This is a genomic window from Ralstonia pickettii, from assembly GCF_016466415.2.
Classification (GTDB): Bacteria; Pseudomonadota; Gammaproteobacteria; order Burkholderiales; family Burkholderiaceae; genus Ralstonia; species Ralstonia pickettii.
This window is the reverse complement of record NZ_CP066771.1, coordinates 1,722,465-1,744,215: the sequence shown is the minus strand read 5'-3', so window position 1 is coordinate 1,744,215 and position 21,751 is coordinate 1,722,465. Positions and strand designations below refer to the sequence as shown.

General features: G+C 61.5%; 23 protein-coding genes, 1 tRNA gene and 1 pseudogene. 21 read left to right on the top strand and 4 right to left on the bottom strand.

The genetic code is table 11. The features are described 5' to 3' along the window. Window positions 1-39 precede the first annotated feature (39 nt). On the bottom strand, window positions 40-1,725 hold the full coding sequence (locus RP6297_RS08185) for an electron transfer flavoprotein-ubiquinone oxidoreductase (RefSeq protein ID WP_009240849.1): 1,686 nt from the start codon (window positions 1,723-1,725) through the stop codon (window positions 40-42). A gap of 223 nt (window positions 1,726-1,948) precedes the next feature. On the opposite strand from RP6297_RS08185, the gene RP6297_RS08180 reads away from it, so the two are divergent. Further along, on the top strand, window positions 1,949-2,734 hold the full coding sequence (locus RP6297_RS08180; protein ID WP_004636023.1) for an SDR family oxidoreductase: 786 nt from the start codon (window positions 1,949-1,951) through the stop codon (window positions 2,732-2,734). 11 nt (window positions 2,735-2,745) lie between these two features. Here the strand turns inward: RP6297_RS08180 and RP6297_RS08175 are convergent, their stop codons facing one another. After that, complete coding sequence (locus RP6297_RS08175) at window positions 2,746-3,291, bottom strand: LuxR C-terminal-related transcriptional regulator (RefSeq protein WP_009240848.1); 546 nt, start codon at window positions 3,289-3,291, stop codon at window positions 2,746-2,748. A 152-nt stretch (window positions 3,292-3,443) separates the two neighbouring features. Here RP6297_RS08175 and RP6297_RS08170 point away from each other — a divergent pair, with 152 nt between their 5' ends. From RP6297_RS08170 to RP6297_RS08090, 17 genes and pseudogenes are all read left to right on the top strand, one after another. Beyond that, complete coding sequence (locus RP6297_RS08170) at window positions 3,444-4,145, top strand: CoA transferase subunit A (protein WP_009240847.1); 702 nt, start codon at window positions 3,444-3,446, stop codon at window positions 4,143-4,145. A gap of 10 nt (window positions 4,146-4,155) precedes the next feature. Next, window positions 4,156-4,791, top strand: coding sequence for a CoA transferase subunit B (locus RP6297_RS08165; RefSeq protein ID WP_009240846.1), 636 nt, complete (start codon window positions 4,156-4,158; stop codon window positions 4,789-4,791). A 22-nt stretch (window positions 4,792-4,813) separates the two neighbouring features. Then, entirely contained in the window at window positions 4,814-5,593 is a 780-nt protein-coding gene (locus RP6297_RS08160) for a 3-hydroxybutyrate dehydrogenase (RefSeq protein ID WP_004636015.1), read from the top strand. Between the two features lie 144 nt (window positions 5,594-5,737). Beyond that, on the top strand, window positions 5,738-6,607 hold the full coding sequence (locus RP6297_RS08155) for an alpha/beta fold hydrolase (protein ID WP_009240845.1): 870 nt from the start codon (window positions 5,738-5,740) through the stop codon (window positions 6,605-6,607). 30 nt (window positions 6,608-6,637) lie between these two features. Continuing rightward, window positions 6,638-7,006 (top strand): RidA family protein, encoded by a 369-nt coding sequence (locus RP6297_RS08150; protein WP_009240844.1) that lies wholly within the window; start codon window positions 6,638-6,640, stop codon window positions 7,004-7,006. Between the two features lie 39 nt (window positions 7,007-7,045). Further along, window positions 7,046-9,271 (top strand): RelA/SpoT family protein, encoded by a 2,226-nt coding sequence (locus RP6297_RS08145; RefSeq protein ID WP_009240843.1) that lies wholly within the window; start codon window positions 7,046-7,048, stop codon window positions 9,269-9,271. A gap of 22 nt (window positions 9,272-9,293) precedes the next feature. Then, a tRNA-Val gene (locus RP6297_RS08140) sits at window positions 9,294-9,370 on the top strand. Between the two features lie 373 nt (window positions 9,371-9,743). Further along, complete coding sequence (gene thrS / locus RP6297_RS08135; protein ID WP_009240842.1) at window positions 9,744-11,651, top strand: threonine--tRNA ligase; 1,908 nt, start codon at window positions 9,744-9,746, stop codon at window positions 11,649-11,651. Between the two features lie 42 nt (window positions 11,652-11,693). Further along, window positions 11,694-12,215, top strand: coding sequence for a translation initiation factor IF-3 (infC, locus tag RP6297_RS08130; RefSeq protein WP_012435921.1), 522 nt, complete (start codon window positions 11,694-11,696; stop codon window positions 12,213-12,215). Between the two features lie 167 nt (window positions 12,216-12,382). Beyond that, window positions 12,383-12,580, top strand: a complete 198-nt coding sequence (rpmI, locus tag RP6297_RS08125; RefSeq protein WP_004636003.1) for a 50S ribosomal protein L35 — start codon at window positions 12,383-12,385, stop codon at window positions 12,578-12,580. Window positions 12,581-12,608: 28 nt separating this feature from the next. Then, window positions 12,609-12,965, top strand: coding sequence for a 50S ribosomal protein L20 (gene rplT, locus RP6297_RS08120; RefSeq protein ID WP_004636001.1), 357 nt, complete (start codon window positions 12,609-12,611; stop codon window positions 12,963-12,965). Between the two features lie 147 nt (window positions 12,966-13,112). Next, window positions 13,113-14,141 (top strand): phenylalanine--tRNA ligase subunit alpha, encoded by a 1,029-nt coding sequence (gene pheS / locus RP6297_RS08115; protein WP_024541701.1) that lies wholly within the window; start codon window positions 13,113-13,115, stop codon window positions 14,139-14,141. Between the two features lie 63 nt (window positions 14,142-14,204). Beyond that, window positions 14,205-16,634, top strand: coding sequence for a phenylalanine--tRNA ligase subunit beta (pheT, locus tag RP6297_RS08110; protein WP_009240841.1), 2,430 nt, complete (start codon window positions 14,205-14,207; stop codon window positions 16,632-16,634). Between the two features lie 78 nt (window positions 16,635-16,712). Continuing rightward, window positions 16,713-17,129, top strand: a complete 417-nt coding sequence (locus RP6297_RS08105) for an integration host factor subunit alpha (protein ID WP_009277587.1) — start codon at window positions 16,713-16,715, stop codon at window positions 17,127-17,129. A gap of 71 nt (window positions 17,130-17,200) precedes the next feature. Beyond that, window positions 17,201-17,632, top strand: coding sequence for a MerR family transcriptional regulator (locus RP6297_RS08100; protein ID WP_009240839.1), 432 nt, complete (start codon window positions 17,201-17,203; stop codon window positions 17,630-17,632). Between the two features lie 52 nt (window positions 17,633-17,684). Continuing rightward, window positions 17,685-18,028: pseudogene (locus RP6297_RS08095) on the top strand (PHA-granule associated protein 4). 73 nt (window positions 18,029-18,101) lie between these two features. Continuing rightward, window positions 18,102-18,389, top strand: coding sequence for an H-NS family nucleoid-associated regulatory protein (locus RP6297_RS08090; RefSeq protein ID WP_009277588.1), 288 nt, complete (start codon window positions 18,102-18,104; stop codon window positions 18,387-18,389). Between the two features lie 128 nt (window positions 18,390-18,517). Here RP6297_RS08090 and RP6297_RS08085 read toward each other — a convergent pair whose 3' ends face one another. Further along, complete coding sequence (locus RP6297_RS08085) at window positions 18,518-18,964, bottom strand: GNAT family N-acetyltransferase (protein WP_223293221.1); 447 nt, start codon at window positions 18,962-18,964, stop codon at window positions 18,518-18,520. 114 nt (window positions 18,965-19,078) lie between these two features. On the opposite strand from RP6297_RS08085, the gene tnpA reads away from it, so the two are divergent. Genes tnpA through tnpC form a run of 3 tightly spaced genes read left to right on the top strand, consistent with a single transcriptional unit; the run spans window position 19,079 to window position 21,514 of the window. Beyond that, window positions 19,079-19,543 carry an IS66-like element accessory protein TnpA gene (gene tnpA / locus RP6297_RS08080; protein ID WP_008652244.1) on the top strand — a complete coding sequence of 155 codons (465 nt, stop codon included), beginning with the start codon at window positions 19,079-19,081 and terminating at the stop codon, window positions 19,541-19,543. Then, a complete protein-coding gene (tnpB, locus tag RP6297_RS08075; RefSeq protein WP_008652247.1) occupies window positions 19,543-19,893 on the top strand; it encodes an IS66 family insertion sequence element accessory protein TnpB in 351 nt (116 codons plus the stop codon). Before tnpA ends, tnpB begins: the two co-directional genes overlap by 1 nt. Before the next feature lie 31 nt (window positions 19,894-19,924). Then, window positions 19,925-21,514 (top strand): IS66 family transposase, encoded by a 1,590-nt coding sequence (gene tnpC, locus RP6297_RS08070; RefSeq protein ID WP_008652249.1) that lies wholly within the window; start codon window positions 19,925-19,927, stop codon window positions 21,512-21,514. On the opposite strand, the gene RP6297_RS08065 is transcribed toward tnpC, so the two are convergent. Continuing rightward, window positions 21,511-21,750, bottom strand: a complete 240-nt coding sequence (locus RP6297_RS08065; RefSeq protein ID WP_037028557.1) for a hypothetical protein — start codon at window positions 21,748-21,750, stop codon at window positions 21,511-21,513. The genes tnpC and RP6297_RS08065 overlap by 4 nt on opposite strands. Between the last annotated feature and the right edge of the window lies 1 nt (window position 21,751).

The following is a 21,751-nucleotide window of genomic DNA, read 5'->3' as shown; positions in this document are numbered from 1 at the left end:
GCTTCAAGCCGTCTTTTTTGTTGGGCGACTGCCCGGCACTTACATGCCGACGTAGTTTGGCCCGCCACCGCCTTCCGGCGTGACCCACACGATGTTCTGCGTCGGGTCCTTGATGTCGCAGGTCTTGCAGTGCACGCAGTTCTGCGCGTTGATCTGCAGGCGTTCGGTGCCTTCGTCGTTCTTGACGAATTCGTACACGCCGGCCGGGCAGTAGCGCTGCTCGGGGCCGGCAAACTGCGTCAGGTTGATGCGTGTCGGAACGGTCGGATCTTTCAGCGTTAGGTGGGCCGGCTGGTTCTCTTCGTGGTTCGTGTTCGAGATGAACACCGACGACAGGCGATCGAACGTGATCTTGCCGTCCGGCTTCGGATACTCGATCTTCGGGCATTCCGATGCCGGCTTGAGCGACTGGTTATCCGACTTCGTGCCGTGCAGCGTCCAGGGCGGGTTGCTGACGCCAATCTTGGGCAGCAGCCACTGTTCGATGCCGGTCATGATCTTGCCCAGGGTCGGGCTCTTCTTGAACCACAGCTTGAAGTTGCGCGACTGGTCCAGCTCTTCCTTCAGCCAGCTCTGTTCGAAGGCGGCGGGGTAGGCGGTCAGCTCGTCAGCGGAACGGCCGGCCGTCACAGCTTCGAACACCGCGTCGCCGCAAAGCATGCCGCTCTTGATGGCCGCGTGGCTGCCCTTGATGCGCGCGGCGTTCAGGTAGCCAGCATCGCAACCGACCAGCGCACCGCCTGGGAACACCGTTTTCGGCAGCGCCTGCGGCGTGCCGTTGTTGATGGCGCGTGCACCGTAGCCGATGCGCTTCCCGCCTTCGATGTGCGTGCGGATGGCGGGGTGGGCCTTCCAGCGCTGCATCTCTTCGAACGGGCTCATCCAAGGGTTCTTGTAGTCCAGCCCGATCACGAAGCCAAGCGTGACCTTGTTGTCTTCCAGGTGATACAGGAAGCCGCCGCCGAAGGTGTCGTCTTCCATCGGCCAACCGGCGGTGTGGACCACGAGGCCGGGCTTGGCCTTGGCCGGATCGATTTCCCAGAGTTCCTTGATGCCGATGGCGAAGGTCTGCGGATCCTTCCCGGCGTTGAGCTTGAATTTCTCCAGCAACTGGCGGCCCAGATGGCCGCGCGCGCCTTCCGCGAAGATGGTGTACTTGCCGAGCAATTCCATGCCGAGCTGGAAATTCTCGGTAGGCTCGCCGTCCTTGCCGATGCCCATGTTGCCGGTGGCCACGCCGCGCACGGCCCCCTTGTCGTCATACAGTACTTCGGCTGCAGCAAAGCCCGGGAAAATTTCCACGCCCAGCGCTTCGGCCTGCGTGGCCATCCACTTCACCACGTTCGACAGCGAGATGACGTAGCAGCCGTCGTTGTGGAAATTGCGCGGCACGAGCCAGTCTGGCGTGCGCTTCGCATCGGTTTCGCTCAGGAAGAGCACGTCGTCGCCAGTGACCGGCTGATTGAGCGGGGCGCCGTCGGCCTTCCAGTTGGGAAGCAGTTCGGTGATCGCGCGCGGGTCCATCACCGCGCCCGACAGAATGTGGGCACCGGGCTCGGAACCCTTTTCCAGCACGACGACGGACACGTCCTTGCCTGTCTCGGCGGCCAGTTGCTTGATGCGAATCGCTGTCGCCAGGCCGGCGGGGCCACCGCCGACGATCACGACGTCATACTCCATGGACTCTCGCGGGCCGTATTGTTCGAGGAGCTGCTGCTGGTTCATAAGTGTCTCTTCGCTGCTTTGGGGACAGTTAGGGGCGTTTGCTTATTGGTATGACGGATTGCTGCATTAGAATTTTCCGCATTGTCCGGGACACGCCCGGATGCGGCAAGGGAAATTTCTGAACGATCGTTCGATTTTTTGCTAAGCTGCGCTCAAGTCACATGCCGATATTGCTTCCGAGCAGCCGGGCGCCTGCCAAACCAACACACGGGGAACACGCATCATGGGTCTGTCGATCAATCTGGAAGGCAAAGTCGCGCTGATCACCGGCGCATCGAGCGGCCTGGGCGCACGTTTCGCGCACACGCTGGCGGCCGCCGGCGCGAAAGTCGTGCTGGCCTCGCGCCGTGTCGAACGGCTGAAAGAGCTGCGCGCCGACATCGAATCGAAGGGCGGCAGCGCCCATGTCGTACGCCTGGACGTGACGGATCCGGATAGCATCCGATCGGCCATCGCCCACGCTGAAACCGAAGCCGGCACGATCGACATCCTGGTCAACAATTCGGGAGTCTCGACCACGCAGCGCATGGTGGACGTCACCCCGGACGACTTCGATTTCGTGTTCGATACCAACACGCGTGGCGCGTTCTTCGTAGCGCAGGAAACGGCCAAGCGCATGATTGCGCGCGCAAAGGGTGCGGAGAAAAACGGTTCACCGCTGCCGCAATCGCGCATCGTCAACATTGCATCTGTGGCGGGGCTGAAGGTGCTGTCGCAGATTGGCGTGTATTGCATGAGCAAAGCCGCCGTGGTGCACATGACGAAAGCCATGGCGCTGGAGTGGGGCCGTTACGGCATCAATACGAACGCGATCTGCCCGGGCTACATCGACACCGAAATCAATCATCACCACTGGGAAACCGAGCCGGGTCAAAAGCTTGTGCAGATGTTGCCGCGCAAGCGCGTTGGCAAGCCGGAAGACCTCGATGGGCTGATTCTGCTGCTGGCGTCGGATCAGTCGGACTTTATCAACGGCGCCGTCATCAACGCCGACGACGGCATGGTGTAACGCCCCGGGGCTCAGTGCCCCATCAGCCGCTGCACAAGTTCGAGCGAGGTGTTGGCAGCGTACTTCTTCATTAGCCGCGCGCGGTAGATTTCTACCGTGCGCGGGCTGATCTCCAACTGCTTGCCGATCTGCTTGCTGGTCTTGCCTTCAACAAGCTGCGCGGCGATGTCGCGTTCGCGCGGCGTGAGCGCTGCTGTAACGGGGCGATGCGCTGACAGATCCTCGAACGTCCAGATGCCTTCGCCCAGCGGTTTGGCACGGTCCAGCGCGCGGCCTGTGACGTGGCACCAGAACAATTCGCCGTTGGCGCGCTTCATGATGCGCTCGTCGGAATAGCTGCCGCGCGCATTCATGACGGGGATGATGCGTGCGCCGGTCCGTTCGTATTCGTCATGCGTCGGATAGAGCAGTTCGAACGATTGCCCCATCATGGTCGTACGCGGGTGACCGAAGATGCGAGCGGCTTCGTCGTTGACGTCGAGCATCACCCGCTCGCGGGACATCACCATGCCCACAGGGGCAAGCTGGAACGCAGTCTGGTAGTCGAGGGCGGGCATATGTATTCGTACGTATTGCTGCGTCGCGCGACGCTTGCGTATTCTCGCCAGATTGTACCGTTACAATTTTCCGGCGCTGCACCGCACAAACCCCAAGTGTGCGTGCGGTCAAAACCAGCTGGATTCGTTGGACCACCAAGGAAGGAGCACGCATGAACAAAATCTTCGCCAGCGCCAGCGAGGCGCTCGCGGGCGTCGTCAAAGACGGCCAGACCATCGCCGTGGGCGGCTTCGGCCTGTGCGGTATTCCGGAAGCGCTGATTGCCGCGCTGCGCGATTCGGGCGTCAAGAATCTCACTTGCATTTCCAACAATGCTGGCGTTGACGGCTTTGGCCTGGGCCTGCTGCTGGAAACCCGCCAGATCAAGAAAATGATTTCGTCCTACGTGGGCGAGAACAAGGAGTTCGAGCGCCAGTATTTGGCTGGTGAACTGGAGTTGGAATTCACCCCGCAAGGCACGCTGGCTGAAAAGCTGCGTGCCGGCGGCGCCGGCATTCCGGCGTTCTTTACCAAGACGGGCGTCGGCACGCTCGTCGCCGAAGGCAAGGAGCTGCGCGAGTTTGACGGCGAGACGTACGTCATGGAGCGCTCGCTGGTCCCCGATGTGGCGCTGGTGAAAGCGCAGGTGGCCGACAAGTCCGGCAACCTGCGTTTCAACCTGACGGCGCGCAACTTCAACCCGGCTGCGGCAACTGCCGGCAAGATCTGCATCGTCGAGGTGGAAGAGATCGTCGAGGTGGGCGAGCTTGCGCCGGACGACATCCATCTGCCCGGCATCTACGTGCACCGCATCGTGCTCAATGCCACGCCCGAAAAGCGCATCGAAAAGCGCACCATCCGAGCAGCCAACTAAGGAGACCGACATGGCCTGGACACAAGACCAAATGGCGGCGCGCGCTGCCCAGGAGTTGCAAGACGGTTTCTACGTCAACCTCGGCATCGGCATCCCGACGCTGGTTGCGAACCACACCGGCGACAAGGAAGTCTGGCTGCAAAGCGAAAACGGCATGCTGGGCATCGGCCCGTTCCCCACGGAAGAGGAAGTGGATGCCGACCTGATCAACGCAGGCAAGCAGACGGTGACCACGCTGCCCGGCAGTGCCATCTTCGGTAGCGACCAGAGCTTTGCGATGATTCGCGGCGGCAAGATCAACCTGTCGATTCTCGGCGCGATGCAGGTGAGCGAGACGGGCGACCTGGCCAACTGGATGATCCCCGGCAAGATGGTCAAGGGCATGGGCGGCGCAATGGACCTCGTGGCCGGCGTCAAGCGCGTGATCGTGCTGATGGAGCACACCGCCAAGAAGAAGGACGGCACTGAAGACCTGAAGATCCTGCCCAAGTGCACGCTGCCGCTGACGGGCGTGGGCGTGGTGGATCGCATCATTACGGACCTCGGCGTGATTGACGTGACCGAGCAGGGCCTGAAGCTGATCGAAACCGCGCCAGGTGTGTCGCGCGAAGAGATCCAGGCTAAGACTGGCGTCAACCTGCTGTAATCGCTGACCTCCGGAGACACATATGCTGCAAGGAAAAACCGCTCTCGTCACGGGCTCGACCAGCGGGATCGGTCTGGGTATCGCCTGCTCGCTGGCCGCGCAGGGCGCCAATATCATCATGAACGGTTTTGGCGATGTGGAAGCACCCAAGGCGCAGATCGCGGCCGCGGGCAAAAATGCCATCCGCATCGGATATCACGGCGCCGACATGAGCAAGCCAGCCGAGATCGAAGCGATGTTCGCCTATGCCGACGCAGAGTTTGGCGGCGTGGACATCCTCGTCAACAACGCCGGCATCCAGTATGTGGCCAATGTCGAGGATTTCCCGACCGAACGCTGGGACGCCATCATCGCCATCAACCTCACCTCGGCTTTCCACACGACGCGGCTTGCTGTGCCGGGCATGAAGCGCAAGAACTGGGGCCGCATCATCAACGTCGCATCGGTGCATGGGTTGGTGGCATCGGCGCAGAAATCGGCGTACGTGGCGGCCAAACACGGTATCGTCGGCTTCACCAAATCGGTGGCGCTGGAGACCGCACAGACGGGCATCACGTCCAACGCGATCTGCCCGGGCTGGGTGCTGACGCCGCTCGTGCAGAAGCAGATCGATGCGCGCGCCGAGAAGGACGGCCTGTCCGCGCTCGAAGCCAAGACAGATCTGCTGATGGAAAAGCAGCCTTCGCGTGAGTTCGTGACGCCCGATCAACTCGGCGCGCTGGCAGTCTTCCTGTGCAGCGACGCGGCGGAGCAGGTGCGCGGCGTGGCGTGGAACATGGATGGCGGCTGGGTCGCGCAGTAAGCCGATCTGCTTCTGAAGAAGCCTCGCTGCGGCGAGGCTTTTTTGTTTTTGGCCGGCGTGAATGTCTGCTGCGCCGCCGCATGCCTGCAGGCCCGCGTACAATCAAGCTTCGCTGTCTCCGTCATTCACGTGTAGGAGTTGTACATGCCAGTCTCGCCGCGTCTTGCCTTCGTGCAGTGTCTGAGCCCGTCCGGCTTGCACCGGATGGCGTATCACGAGTGGGGCGACGCGCAGAATCCGCGCGTGCTGGTTTGCGTGCATGGCCTCTCGCGCACGGGGCGTGATTTCGACGTGCTGGCACAGGCGCTGTGCAACGACTATCGCGTCATCTGCCCCGATGTGGTGGGCCGGGGGCGCTCTGATTGGCTGGCCGACCCGAAGGGCTATGTGCTGTCTCAGTACGCGTCCGACATGGTCACACTGCTCGCGCGGCTGAATGCCGAGTCCGTCGACTGGTTTGGAACCTCGATGGGCGGCCTGATCGGCATTGGCTTAGCGGGCTTGCCGAAATCGCCGATCCGCAAGCTGTTGCTCAACGATGTGGGCCCGCGCGTGACGGAATCGTCGTTGACGCGCATCGGCGCTTACCTCGGGTTGAACGTTCGCTTCAAGACGTTTGATGAAGGGCTGGCATACCTCAAGACGATCAGCGCTTCATTCGGCCCGCACACGCCGGAGCAATGGCGGGAGCTGAATACCGCGATCCTGAAGCCCCAGGGCGGCGAGTGGATCCTGCATTACGATCCGCGGCTGGCGGAGCCCTTCAAGAACACCACGCCCAAAATGGTCGCGGCCGGCGAGGCCACGCTGTGGAAACTGTTCGAGGCGATTCCCGGCGAGGTGCTGGTGGTACGCGGCGCGCATTCCGATTTGCTGACGCGCGAGACCGTCGAGGCCATGATGCAACGCGGCCAACACGTGAACACGGTGGAAATTCCCGACGTAGGCCATGCGCCGACCTTCATCCAGTCGGATCAGGTGGCGATCGCCCGCAAGTTCTTCCTCGGTCAATGACCGTTTGTCCGACCCCATTCGATTCGCAAGATGAGCACTGAACTGAAGCGTTACAACGTCGAACATCGCTATTCCGACGCAGCCGTCTACAACGGTGTCGTGTACGTGGCCGGCCAGGTGCCGGAGACCACGCTCGACGCCGGCATTGCCGAGCAGACGGCGGAAGTGCTCGCCATCATAGATCGCGTGCTGGCCGCCAATGGCAGCGACAAGACGCGCATCCTGATGTGCCAGATCTTCCTGAAAGATATCAGCGAGATTGGCGAGATGAACAAGGTGTGGGACCAGTGGGTTGCCGCCGATTCCAAGAACTCGCCGCCGCGCGCCACCGTTGAAGCCGCGCTGGCCAATCCGAAGTACCGCATCGAAATCGTCGTGACGGCCGCGCAGAAAAGCTGAGTCCGTCACACAACAGGCGAGACGCCAGCAGGACGCATCATGGAGAACAAGACCGAACGGCCGGCCGAGGGGTCCGGATCGACGGCAGAGCAGGTCGCTCGGGCGATCGAATACCTCGCGGCCAATGCCGCAGACAGCGTCACGCTGACCGGCGAGCCGCTGGAGTCGCACGCGCGCGGCACGATCGCCATTCTTGAAGGGCTGCGCGTCGATACGCCGTCATTGCAGGCGGCCGCGCTGTTTCTGCTGCCCACGCTGGCAATGGACAACGAAAAGGCGCTTGAGCCCGCGTTCGGGGCTGAGGTCGTCAAGCTCGTGCACGATGTGCGGCAACTGCTGCGCATTGGCGCCATTGCCGGCCTCGTCAGTCCGACCGATGCCAGCATCACGCGCAAGAACGAAGCCGAGGCGCGCCGCGCGCAAGTCGAAGCGTTGCGCAAGATGTTGCTCGCATTTGCGCAGGACATTCGCGTGGTGCTGATCCGGCTGGCGTCGCGGTTGCAGTCGCTGCGCTGGCTGGCGCAGACGAAGCGCTCGGCGCCGGAAGGCATGGCGCGCGAGACGCTGGATATCTATGCGCCGCTCGCTAACCGGTTGGGCATCTGGCAACTGAAGTGGGAGCTTGAAGACCTCGGTTTCCGCTTCGAGGATCCCGATACCTACAAGCGCATCGCGCGCCTGCTGGATGAAAAGCGCATCGAGCGCGAGAAGTTCATCGGCCAGGCCATCGAGCAACTCCAAAAGACCTTGCACGACGCCGGCATCCAGGCGGAGGTGAGCGGCCGGCCTAAGCACATCTACAGCATCTGGAAAAAGATGCGCGGCAAGGAGCTCGACTTTGCCGATCTGTACGACGTGCGCGCCTTTCGCGTCATCGTCGACGACATCAAGGATTGCTACACGGTGCTCGGTTTCGTGCACCACATGTGGCAACCGATCCCGAAGGAATTCGACGACTACATCTCGCGTCCGAAGGCCAATGGCTACATGTCGCTGCACACGGTGGTGATCGGCGACGACGGCCGCGCGCTCGAGGTGCAGATCCGCACGCGCGAGATGCACCACTTTGCCGAGTACGGCGTGGCGGCGCACTGGCGCTACAAGGAGGCGGGCAACAAGGGCTACGCCGGCCAGTTCTCCGCCAGCGAGCGCTACGACGAGAAGATCGCCTGGCTGCGCCAACTGCTCGCCTGGAAGGACGATGCCGAGCACACCGTCGCGCACGAGGATTCCCCATGGGAGCAACTCAAGCACACCGAGCTGGATGACCACATTTACGTGCTGACGCCGCAGGCGCGCGTGATCGCCTTGCCGCAAGGCGCGACGCCGGTCGACTTCGCTTACTACCTGCACAGCGATCTCGGCCACCGTTGCCGCGGCGCGCGTGTAGACGGCACGATGGTGCCTCTGAACACACCGCTCAGGAACGGCCAGACTGTCGAGATCGTCACCGTCAAGCAGGGTGGCCCGTCGCGCGATTGGCTGAACACCGAGCTGCACTATCTGGTCAGCCCGCGTGCCCGTACGAAGGTGCGCGCGTGGTTTAACGCGATGGAGCTGGAAGAGACGCTCGCGCAAGGCCGTGCGCTCATCGACAAGACATTGCAGCGCGAAGGAAAGACCGCCGTCAACCTGGAAGAGCTGGCCGCGAAGCTCGGCTACAAGACATCGGAAGATCTTTACGCGGTGGTCGCCAAGGACGAGCTGAGCCTGCGTCGCATCGAGGCTGTTCTGCGCTCGGATGGGGCGTCGCCGCCTGTGCCCATCGACGATGAGGCCGCCATCACCAAGAAGAGCCGCGCCACCAGCGTGGCCCGTGGCGCGAAGAGCGGCGTATTGGTGGTGGGCGTCGATTCGCTCCTCACACAGATGTCGCGCTGCTGCAAACCGGCGCCACCGGACGCCATCGTCGGCTTTGTCACGCGTGGCCGCGGCGTCTCGATCCACCGTCAGAGTTGCGCGACGTTCCAGCAACTGGCGGCCCGCGCGCCGGGGCGCGTGATCCAGACGGAATGGGGCCAACGCAGCGATTCGGTCTATCCAATCGATATCCAGGTCGAGGCGCTGGACCGGCAGGGCTTGTTGCGTGACATCTCGGAAATCCTCTCGCGCGAAAAGATCAATGTGACCGGCGTGCGCACGCTGTCGAGCAAGGGCGTCGCAAAAATGCAGTTCACTGCGGAGGTGTCAGAAGCGACGCAACTGCAACGCGCGCTGACTTTGATCGAAGAAGTGCAAGGGGTATTGACAGCCCGAAGGAAGTGACGGTATAGTCTTGTTCTTCGGCAGGCTCGTAGCTCAGCTGGTTAGAGCACCACCTTGACATGGTGGGGGTCGTTGGTTCGAGTCCAATCGAGCCTACCAACGCATTTAGCAGGACGCGTCGGGTAGGGTGTCCAAGCCGTCATCCTCGTAATTCCCGGGTTTGTCCTGTACCACTGAACACAAGGCGAAATATGATTCAGGCACTGCGAACTACAACCGCTTCGGAGCGACAGTAGTCAAGGTGCGGTTTTCGCCCTTTGCGGTCTGCCCAAGCGGGAGATAGCGCAAATGAAAACGCGGCCTTGGCCGCGTTTTTTTTCGTCCGCGATTTCGTGTCACGCGTGGCGATCAAGCTGAAAACGCTGCGAAGCATCCAATTCGACAAACTGCCTCGTCGATCCGGCGTGGCGCACGACAGAATGACAGCCTTCGCGCGGACGACAAGCGCGACGGTGACTCCACAGGAGCAAGCATGATCGCAATCACCCTGCCGGACGGTTCCCGGCGCGAGTTTCCCGGCCCGGTCACGGTGGCTGAAGTGGCGCAGAGCATCGGTGCAGGCCTGGCCAAGGCAGCCCTGGCGGGCCGCGTGGACGGTCAGATGGTTGATACGAGCTACACGATCGACCGCGATGCCAAGCTCGCCATCATCACCGACAAGGATGCCGACGGCGTCGACGTGATCCGCCACTCCACGGCGCACTTGCTGGCCTACGCCGTCAAGGAGCTGTATCCGGACGCGCAGGTCACCATCGGTCCGGTCATCGAGAACGGCTTTTACTACGACTTCGCCTACAAGCGGCCCTTCACGCCCGATGACCTTGTTGCCATTGAAAAGAAGATGGGCGAACTCGCCAAGAAAGACGAGAAGGTCACGCGTGAAGTGCTGAGCCGCGACGACGCCGTCAAGCTGTTCCAGGGCATGGGCGAGAAGTACAAGGCCGAGATCATCGCCTCCATTCCGGAAGACCAGGAGATTGGCCTGTACCGCGAGGGCAATTTCGTCGACCTCTGCCGCGGCCCGCACGTGCCGTCCACGGGCAAACTGAAAGTCTTCAAGCTGATGAAGGTGGCGGGCGCCTATTGGCGTGGCGACCACAACAACGAGATGCTCCAGCGCATCTACGGCACGGCCTGGGCCAAGAGGGAAGACCAGGACGCCTACCTGCACATGCTGGAAGAGGCCGAGAAGCGTGACCACCGCAAGCTCGGCCGTGAGCTCGACCTGTTCCACATCGACGAGTACTCGCCCGGCACTGTGTTCTGGCACCCCAAGGGCTGGACGCTGTGGCAGGAGATCGAGCAGTACATGCGCCGCGTCTATCGCGAGAACGGCTACCAGGAAGTGAAGGGGCCGCAGATTCTCGACAAGACCCTGTGGGAGAAGACCGGCCACTGGGACAAGTACCGCGAGAACATGTTCATCACGGAATCGGAAAAGCGCGAATACGCGCTGAAGCCGATGAACTGCCCCGGCCACATCCTCATCTACAAGCAAGGCATCAAGAGTTACCGCGACCTGCCGCTTCGCTTCGGCGAATTCGGCGCGTGCCACCGCAACGAGCCTTCGGGTGGCTTGCACGGCATCATGCGCGTGCGCGGCTTCACGCAGGACGACGGCCACATCTTCTGTACGGAAGACATGATCCAGGCCGAGGTGACGGCGTTTACGACGTTGCTGCAGAAGGTCTACAAGGATTTCGGCTTTACCGAGATTCTTTACAAGCTGTCGACGCGTCCGGACAAGCGCATCGGCACGGAAGAAAGCTGGGATCGCGCCGAAGCGGCATTGGCCGAGGGCTTGCGTGCGTCGGGTTGCGAATTTGAGTATCTGCCGGGTGAGGGGGCGTTCTACGGTCCCAAGATCGAGTATGTGCTTAAAGATGCACTTGGTCGCCAGTGGCAGTGCGGCACGATCCAAGTCGACCCGAACCTGCCGGAGCGCCTGGATGCTGAATTTGTCGGCGAAGATGGCGCGCGCCATCGACCGATCATGCTGCACCGGGCCATCGTTGGCAGCCTTGAGCGCTTTATCGGTATCTTGATTGAGCAATATGCCGGAGCGCTGCCCACGTGGCTTTCGCCCGTGCAGGTTGCGGTGCTCAGCATCACCGATTCGCACGCCGAATACGCACAATCCGTTGCGCAATCCCTGCAAAAACAAGGATTTAGGGCGGTCGTCGATTTGCGGAATGAGAAGATTGGGTATAAAATCCGCGAGCATTCCGTGCAGAAGGTCCCATACCAGGTTGTGGTTGGCGATAAAGAACGGGATGAAAATCAGGTGGCCGTGCGTGCCCGTGGCAACGTCGATCTAGGCTCCATGCCGTTGTCGGCGTTCGTTGAGCGACTGAAGAACGATCTCGCCAACAAGTCATGAGCTGGGCACGGCCTGTTTTTTTGATTCTTTGAGGACATCAACATCGCTACTGAGAAATCTCACCGCATCAACCGCGAGATCAGCGCACCGGAAGTCCGGCTGACCGGGGTTGAGGGAGAAGCGCTCGGCATCGTCAAGCTGTTCGACGCCCTGCGTCTGGCAGAAGAGAAAGACGTCGACCTGGTCGAGATCGCGCCGACCGCGCAGCCGCCCGTCTGCCGCCTGATGGACTATGGCAAGTTCAAGTATCAGGAGCAGAAAAAGGCACATGACGCCAAGCTGAAGCAGAAGGTGATCCAGGTGAAGGAAGTCAAGTTCCGCCCTGGCACCGACGACAACGACTACGGCGTCAAGCTGCGCAACGCGACGCGCTTCCTGGAGGATGGCGACAGGGTAAAGGTGACCTTGCGTTTCCGCGGCCGCGAAATGGCTCACCAGGAACTCGGCATGCGCGTGCTGGAGCGTATCAAGTCTGACCTGGAGGAATTCGGTCAGGTTGAGCAGATGCCGAAGATGGAAGGTCGCCAGGCAGTGATGATGTTGGCGCCCAAGAAGAAAAAGTAATGCAGTGGCGGCCGGGCGATTCCGGCCGCGCTGAGCAGGTTCCAGACGGAAACGTCGGAAAACGCGGCAGGTGTCAAAGCTTGCCGCGATACAACAAGTGAGCCCGGGTCTTGCAAGTGTCGGCGCCAGCCGTCCACCTGGCTTCATGTCAAAAACGGAGTTGTTCCATGCCGAAGATGAAGACGAAGAAAAGCGCGTCCAAGCGCTTTACTGCCCGTCCTGGTGGCACGATCAAACGTGGCCAAGCCTTCAAGCGTCACATCCTGACCAAGAAGACCACTAAGAACAAGCGTCACCTGCGCGGTACCGAGGGCGTCCATGAGACGAACCTGAAGTCCGTTCGCGCAATGATGCCGTACGCCTAACCCTAACTAACTACGAAAGGAGCATTTCATGCCTCGAGTAAAACGTGGGGTCACAGCGCGGGCCCGTCATAAGAAGGTTATCAGCGCAGCCAAGGGTTTCCGCGGCCGCCGCAATAACGTTTATCGCATCGCCAAGCAGGCGGTCATGCGTGCTGGCCAGTACGCCTACCGCGATCGTCGCAACAAGAAGCGCGTGTTCCGTGCGCTCTGGATTGCACGTATCAACGCTGGCGCACGCGAGCATGGTCTGACCTACAGCAAGTTCATGAACGGCCTGAAGAAGGCGTCCATCGAACTGGACCGCAAGGTGCTGTCGGACATGGCCATTCACGACAAGGTGGCTTTTGCTGCCATCGTGAACCAGGTGAAAGCCAACGTCGCCTGAATTGGATTGGCCGGGCGGGCTGCTGGAGTTGCCCAGTAACTTTGCCGGCTGATCACCCTGACGGGGCTCTCACCGAGCCCCGTTTTTTATTCCGCGCATTTCGCGGACCCGAATCACCCGAATTTTTTCGCTCGCCTTCCCATGTCACTGGATCTGGATCAAGTCGTCGTCGATGCCCAAAACGCGTTTGCCTCGGTGGAGGACAACGCCTCGCTGGAAAATGAGAAGGCACGCTTTCTCGGTAAGTCCGGCGTGCTGACCGACTTGCTCAAAGGCTTGGGCAAGCTCGATCCGGAGACACGCAAGACCGAAGGCGCGCGTATCAACCAGGCCAAGAGCCGCGTTGAAGAGGCATTGACGGCCCGCCGCCAGGCGTTGGCCGACGCGCTGATGAACGCACGCCTCGCAGCCGAGGCGATCGACGTAACGCTGCCCGGCCGCGACGTGGCCGAGGGCAGCTTGCACCCGGTGATGAACACCTGGGAGCGCGTCGCCAAGATCTTCGGCTCGATCGGTTTCGATGTGGCTGACGGCCCCGAAATCGAATCCGACTGGATGAACTTCACGGCGCTGAACAACCCGGACAACCATCCGGCGCGCTCGATGCAGGACACGTTCTACATCGACGGTCGCGACAGCGAAGACAAGCTCCTGCTGCTGCGCACGCACACCAGCCCGATGCAGGTGCGCTATGCCCGCATGCACGTCGAGAAGTACAAGCATCTCGACCGTATCCCCCCCATCAAGGTCATCGCGCCGGGCCGCACATACCGTGTCGACAGCGATGCTACGCACTCGCCGATGTTCCATCAGGTCGAAGGCCTCTGGATTGCCGACAACATCAGCTTTGCCGATCTGAAGGGCGTGTACACCGATTTCCTGCGGAACTTCTTCGAGCGCGACGACATCCAGGTGCGTTTCCGCCCATCGTATTTCCCGTTCACCGAGCCGTCGGCCGAGATCGACATGGCGTTCGGCAACGGCAAATGGCTGGAGATTTCCGGTTCCGGCCAGGTGCATCCGACCGTGGTGCGCAACATGGGCCTGGACCCTGAGCGCTACATCGGCTTTGCATTCGGCTCCGGCCTGGAGCGTCTGACGATGCTGCGCTATGGCATCAACGATCTGCGCCTGTTCTTCGAGGGCGATGTGCGTTTCCTGCGTCAGTTCGCGTAAGCGCCAAGCGCTCGCACTGGTACTTCATCGCCCCGTTAATCGAATTCTCTTTCCTGTCGCGCCATGCAATTTCCGGAATCCTGGCTTCGCAGTTTCGTCAATCCGTCGATCACCACGGATGAGCTTTCCCATCGCCTGACGATGGCTGGCCTCGAGGTGGAAGAGGTCGACCCCGTCGCGCCGCCGTTCTCGCAGATCGTCGTCGGCCATGTGGTCGAGGTGAACAAGCACCCGGACGCCGATCGCCTCAACGTGTGCAAGGTCGATGCGGGCACGGGCGAATTGCTGCAGATCGTCTGCGGTGCGCCGAACGTGTCGGTAGGCATCAAGGTGCCGTGCGCGCTGGTCGGCGCGGACCTGCCGCCGGGCGAAGACGGCAAGCCGTTCAAGATCAAGATCGGCAAGCTGCGTGGCGTGGAGAGCTACGGCATGCTGTGTTCGGCGCGCGAGCTGAAGCTGTCGGAAGACCACGGCGGGCTGCTGATCCTGCCGGAAGACACGCCGGTGGGCGAAGACATCCGCAAGGTGCTCGATCTGGACGACCAGATCTTCGTCATCAAGCTCACACCCAACAAGGCCGACTGCCTGTCGATCCATGGCGTGGCGCGTGAAGTGTCCGCGCTGACGGGCGCCCCCATTACCGTGCCGTCGATGGCACCCGTGGCGGTAACGCTGGCCGACAAGTTGCCGGTCAAGGTGGAAGCACCGGACCTGTGTGGTCGCTTCTCGGGCCGCATCATCCGCGGTGTGAACGCGCACGCGAAGACGCCGGCCTGGATGGTGTCGCGCATCGAGCGCGCGGGCATGCGCAGCGTGTCGGCGCTGGTGGATATCTCGAACTACGTGATGCTGGAGCTGGGCCGTCCGTCGCACGTGTTCGACCTGGACAAGATCCACGGCGGCCTGACGGTGCGCTGGGGCAAGGCTGGCGAACAGCTGAAGCTGCTCAACGGCGACACCATCACGGTCGACGAAAAGGTCGGCGTAATCTCGGACGAGCAGGCCATCGAAAGCCTCGCCGGCATCATGGGCGGCGACAAGACGGCCGTCACGCTCGATACACAGAATATCTATGTTGAAGCCGCATTCTGGTGGCCGGAAGCCATCCAGGGCCGTGCACGCCGCTACAACTTCTCGACCGATGCGGGCCACCGCTTCGAGCGCGGCGTTGATTACGCGACCACCGTTGAACACATCGAACGCATCAGCGCGCTGATCCTCGAAATCTGTGGCGGCCAGGCTGGACCGATCGATGACCAGATCGTCAATCTGCCCAAGCGCGAGCCTGTGCGCATGCGTGTCGCACGTGCCGCGCGCGTGCTGGGTATTCCGCTGTCGCACGACGTTGTGGCGGACGTGTTCAAGCGCCTCGGCCTCACGTTCAGCGTGGACGGCGATGTGTTCATAGTCGAGCCGCCGTCGTATCGCTTCGATCTTGAAATCGAAGAAGACCTGATTGAAGAAGTCGCCCGCATCTACGGTTTCGAGCGGATTCCCGCCAAGCCCCCCGTGGCCGAGAATGCGATGCGCCCGACTGACGAGGCGCACCGCACGATGCACGACGTGCGTCATGCCGTTGCTGCGCGTGATTACCACGAGGTCGTCAACTTCGCCTTTGTCGAGGCCGAATGGGAAGCCGACTTTGCCGGCAACACCAACCCGATTCCGCTGCTGAATCCGATTGCCAGCCAGTACTCGGTGATGCGCAGCACGCTCATCGGCGGCTTGCTGGACAAGGTGCGCTACAACCTGAACCGCAAGGCTTCGCGGGTACGCATGTTCGAGGTGGGACGTGTGTTCCACCGCGATGCGACTGTCGCCGATGGTGGTCTGTCGATCGCCGGGTACGCACAGCCGATGATGGCCGGTGGCATTTCATATGGTCCAGCCAAGGAAGAGCAGTGGGGCGTGCAGACACGCCCTGTTGATTTCTTCGATGTAAAGGGCGACGTCGAATCGCTGCTGTGGCCGCTGCAGGCGCGTTTCGAGCGCGCGGAGCACCCCGCGCTCCACCCGGGCCGTTCCGCACGTGTGGTGCTGAATGGCCGTGCCATCGGCTGGATCGGCGAACTGCATCCGCGTTGGCTGCAGAAATACGACGTGCCGACTGCGCCGGTGGTGTGGGAGCTGGAGCTTGATGCCATCACCGCTGTCGGTCTGCCGAAGTATCGCGAAGTGCCCCGTGTGCCAGCAGTGACGCGCGACATTGCGCTCGTCGTACGTCAGGATGTGGCGGTGCAAGACCTTGTCGATATCTTCGAAAAGACGGCCGTTGGCACGCCTTGGGAACGCTATCTGCAAGGCGTTGTGCTGTTCGATGAATTCCGTCCGAAGGCCGCCACGGCTGCCATTGGGGCGCAGGAGAAAAGCCTTGCCTTCAGAATTACGTTGCAAGATACTGACAGCACCCTTCAGGACGACATTGTGGAGGCCGCCACACAGCAACTGATTCGAGCGGCCGGCGATGCATTCGGCGCGCGCCTGCGTGCCTGACGTTTCAGACGTCCGCACTGCGCTAGAGACAGCTCGAACGAACCTCCGCATTCGGATCGAATACGCTAAGCGAATCCTATGAACGATCAACACGCGCCTGCGTTGGCGGCATCCTTGGGCGACTCGCTCGGTTCTTCTTCGGCGGCATTGGCCGACGCACGTGATGTGCGCGCTCAGGACGTGCCGACGCTTACCAAGGCCGAGCTTGCCGAGATGCTGTTCGAGCAGGTCGGCTTGAACAAGCGTGAGTCGAAGGACATGGTTGAAGCGTTTTTTGACGTGATTCGTGAGGCGCTCGAGCAGGGTGACAGTGTCAAGCTGTCTGGCTTCGGTAATTTCCAGCTGCGCGACAAGCCGCAGCGCCCGGGCCGAAATCCGAAGACGGGGGAAATCATCCCCATCACTGCGCGCCGCGTCGTGACGTTCCACGCTAGCCAGAAGCTCAAGGCACTCGTTGAAGAGCGCGTCGAGCCGCTGCCGGTCGACGTCGCGTAATTCTGCTGCGTGAATTCGCTCAGCCGTCTTTTCAATCCGTTTCTTTCGCCAGCCCTGTAGTCCAGCCCTGTATGGCCGCCGACAAACACACAGAGCGGGTCAACCTGCCGCCGATTCCTGCCAAACGCTACTTCACCATTGGTGAGGTGAGCGACCTGTGCGCCGTCAAGCCGCATGTGCTGCGCTATTGGGAGCAGGAGTTCACGCAGCTCAAGCCAGTCAAGCGACGCGGCAACCGACGCTACTACCAGCATCATGAAGTCCTGCTGATCCGGCGCATTCGCGAGCTGCTGTATGAGCAAGGCTTCACGATCAATGGCGCGCGGAATCGGTTGGATGAGTTGCGACATGGCGTAAGTGCGGCCTCGCAAGTCGAAGCTGATGAGCCGGAGACGGAAGTTGCGGCGCCGATGTCAGCCGCTGTGACAGGTTCGGTCGATGTGCAGAACTTGCGGCGCGCGCTGTCCGCTGTGTTGGAAGTACTGCGTACCGACAAGCCGTAATTGCAGGCAACTAGCGCGTAGACAGGAAGCAAAAAAAGAAACGAAAAGCGGAATCGCAGTCGTTGAGCTGGATTACGAAACGGATTGGCAGGATGCCGTCGAGCTTCGCCACATGGGCCAGAAAGCAAGGGTTCGCGTTGAGTTTCGTAGCCAGGAAAACATTGCCGTGCAATCATTGAAGCCGCTTGTGGCTGGGCTCTATCGCGCCAAGTTGACCTTTCGCCAACGGAACCTTTTCTGTCATTCAATCTAGATACGTTGCCGGTTGGTGAGTTGGTCAAGCTGGAAGCCATAGCCGCAGCATCCGATGACTACATTCTCAGCGGCCATCTGCTTCGCGATGTGGATGTCCATTGGGATAGTGGTGGAGGACTGTTAAAGCGCGTTCATCGCTGATGACGCGATACCGGGAAACCTTGCCACGCCGAAAGCCGAATACTCATCTTTCTTTTCCTAGAAACCTCGCTACATGCCGAATCGTGTTGATCTGTCCATGATCGAGTCCAGCCCTGCGGCGATGTTGCGGCGACGGGCTGAGGCTATCGCGTGGGTTCGCATGCAGATCGCACGATATGGCCTGGCGTATGCCGATCTCACTGCCGCAGGGTGTTTTCCGCCGCTTCGTCGCGCTTCATCGAAAGCACGATGTCGTAGTGCTGAGGGTCAAACGTGGGATGGAGAGGGCGATATGCCGGATTGGCTGCAGCGTGCGGTCAATGCTGGCCAGAGCCCGGAGCACTTCCGGGTTGGAACTTGACAGAGAGGTCCATAGGCCGTCGCGGACTGTGTTGGTCGTGATGTCCAATCAGTCCCGGCCCGCATGCTAGCCGTCTGCTGTTAATAGCGCGTGGTGGGTCTGCACCTACTGGGCCGACACTCGCCCAGTCAGCTGCAAGCGCAATACCGCATCCGAGTGGCCGCCAGGTGCACTGGCAAGCTAGCCGAGCGGCGGCCACGTTCCATTGGTTCGAATCCGAGTTCCCGGTAAAGCGCCGCTGCACGGTGGTTCGTGTCCAGCACATCGAGCACAAGCGTCTGCCCGACCGTGGAAGGAAGCAGTTGCTGCTTGATTGCGTGTGAGAAGAGGGCCCTGAAAATTCCCCGGCCGCGCAGATCGGGGTGCGTGGCGCAGTGGGCCACCAGCGTTTGTCGCCGCGTGGGAGCGGGAATCTCGCTTTCGAGAATCAGCCCGCGGCGGATGATGCTGGGCGTGCGGCGCAGGCCAAAATGCTGCAGGAAGTCGCGGACTGCGTAGAGATCATCCAGCCAGTTGTGCCGACCGTCCTGGATCGCAAGGGCAGCGATTGGCTGACCGCCGATCGTGGCGACCAAATGGCGCTTCCACGAGAAACGCCCGCTTGGGGGTAAGCGCTCAATTGACGACGTCTGGTATTGAAGGCTGAACGTTGGCAGGCTAGCGTCCGCAAAGACTTTGCGGACGCAAACATGATCCAAGACGAGATTGACCTATTTCCGCTGCAGGCGGTGCGAGTCCGCTCCAATGGGAAGCGCGACTACGAGCCAGCGGCCAAGCGGCGTCTGATTGAGTTCTGTCTTCAATCGGGAGCATCGGTCTCGGGCACGGCGCTCAAGGCCGGTATCAACGCTAACCAGTTGCGCAAATGGATTCGGGACTACCGAGATTCAGTGCAGGCGCGAGGTGCGTTGCCGGCATTCGTGCCGGTTGTCCAGGAGGTTCAGGATTCGCGGCCAATCGAGACACTTGCAAAGGTTGCGGTGCCGCGTCACGAAGCGGCATCAGCGACTGGCGATCCGCCACCGCGGCAAGCGCAACCGCTGGCGCTCTTGAGCGCAAAGCTGCCCAACGGTGTATCACTTGAGCTCGAATGCAGCGAGCGAGACGTTGGGCTCGTAAAGGCAATGATCGAAGCACTGAGTGGAGACCGTTGATGTTTCGGCTCGACGCTGAGCTGCGGGTGTATCTGCATCGCGACGCAGTGGACTTCCGTAAGAACATCAACGGCCTGGCACTGCTGGTCGAGCAGACGCTCGGGCTGGATCCGTTTGCATCGGCTGTATTTGTGTTCCGTAACCAGCGGGCCGATCGCATCAAGATTCTCGGGTGGGATCGCAACGGCTTCTGGCTATTGTTGAAGCGATTGGAGGCGGACCGGTTTGCCTGGCCACGCGAGGCGGCTGTGGCTACGCTGACGGTCGAACAGTTGCACTGGCTGCTCGAGGGAATCGACATCGAGGCGATGCGCCGGCACCCGCACCGAGAATACCATCGCGCTGCGTGAACGCTGTTTGGCGGCAGCGGTCTAACCCGCCATGCCATCCACGCCCGTCACCGTTACCGCCGCCGAGCTGCAACTGTTGCGAGACGCCGAGCGCGAGCTCAAGGCAATACTCGCGGAACGCGAGGCAATCAAGGGCGAACTGCGTGTGATGACGGTCCAGCGAGACCTGCTCTTGGAACAGCTCAAGGCGTTTCAGCGTAAGCTGTTCGCCGCAAAGAGCGAGGCGCGAGGCTCGGAGCAGAAGGACTTGTTCCTCAATGAGGCCGAGGCCTTGGCGACGGCGGCCGCGCAGCCGGCGCAGGAAGAAGAAGGTACGCCCGAGACCGAAGTGGCCGGACACAAACGCAAGAAGCGCGGCCGCAAGCCGCTCGACCCGGCGCTGCCCCGTGTCGAGGTTCGTCACGAACTACCCGAATCGGAACGCGTCTGCCCCCTCGATGGCCAGGCTCTGGTCGAGATTGGCGTCGAGGTCAGCGAACAGCTCGACATCGTGCCGCAGCAGGTCCGCGTGATCCAGCACCAGCGGGTCAAGTACGCCTGCCCATGCTGCGACGGCGGCATCAAGACGACGCCGGCACCGGCGCGCATTATTCCCAAGGGACTCCTTACCGAATCGGCGCTGGCCTGGTGCATCACCTCGAAGTATCAGGATGGCCTGCCGCTGTACCGCCAGGCAGCGCTGCTGCATCGCTTCGGCGGGGACCTCTCTCGCGGCACCCTGGCCGCAAGCATAGTGCGAGTAGGCCAGGCGGTGCAGCCAATCATCAACCTGCTGCGTGACCATCTGCTGGAAGCAGACGTCGTGTACGGTGACGAGACAACGGTACAGGTGCTCAAGGAGCCCGGCAGGCCTGCCCAGAGAAAGAGCTTCCTATGGGCGCAGATGAATGGCACAGGGCCGCCGGTACGGTTGTTTGCCTATAGCCCGACACGCGAGACAAAGCAGGCTACGGCTCTCTATGCCGGCATCAAGCCTGGGGCGGTGTTGATGACCGACGGCTATGCACCATACGACGACGTCGCAAACACCTATCAGTTGGTGCATCTCGGATGCTGGGCACACGCGCGCCGCTACCTGGTCGAGGCGGAGCAAGCCTTGCCCAAGGACAAGCGCCCCGACCACCCGGTCACCGGATTCCTGCAGCGCATCGGCAAGCTGTTTGCCATCGAAAGCCACACGCTCAAGATGAAGCCGGAACAACGGCAGCAGGTTCGCGCCGAACAAAGCCAGCCGCTGCTGGCCGAGATCGAAACGATGCTGCTGCAACATCTGCATACCGTGCTGCCGCAAAGCCTGTTCGGCAAGGCGCTGCACTACCTGCATGGGCAGTGGCCAAAGCTCGTGCGCTACATCGAGAACGGAACCTGGCCGATCTCGAACAATCCCTGCGAGAACGCGATTAGGCCATTCGTGATCGGACGGAGAAACTTCCTCTTCTGCGACACCGTGGCCGGTGCCAACGCTAGCGCAAGTCTTTACTCGCTGGTGGAAACCTGCAAGGCCAACGACGTCGATCCGTATCAGTATCTCGTTGCCTTGTTCAAGGCGTTGCCACACGCACAGACCGCCGACGACTACGAGGCTCTGCTGCCCTGGAGGCTCAAGCCCTCAACCGTCTAGCGGATACCGCCGGCGGCCGCAAGGGGCGCCCTTAAAAGACCGCTTACGCTTGGGGTGGCGATGGCACGGCGCAGGAAAGCCTCGCATGCGGCCGGTGGCACGCCCAGCAGCCAGTCAAATTCCTGGCGGCCGGAGGCGAGCACCAATGGCGCCAGCGCAGCGGCATCGCTAGCCGCAGCGCGACGGAACGTGAGTGCCGAGCCCGATGACTGATCCATCTGCAGCATCGTGTCCATA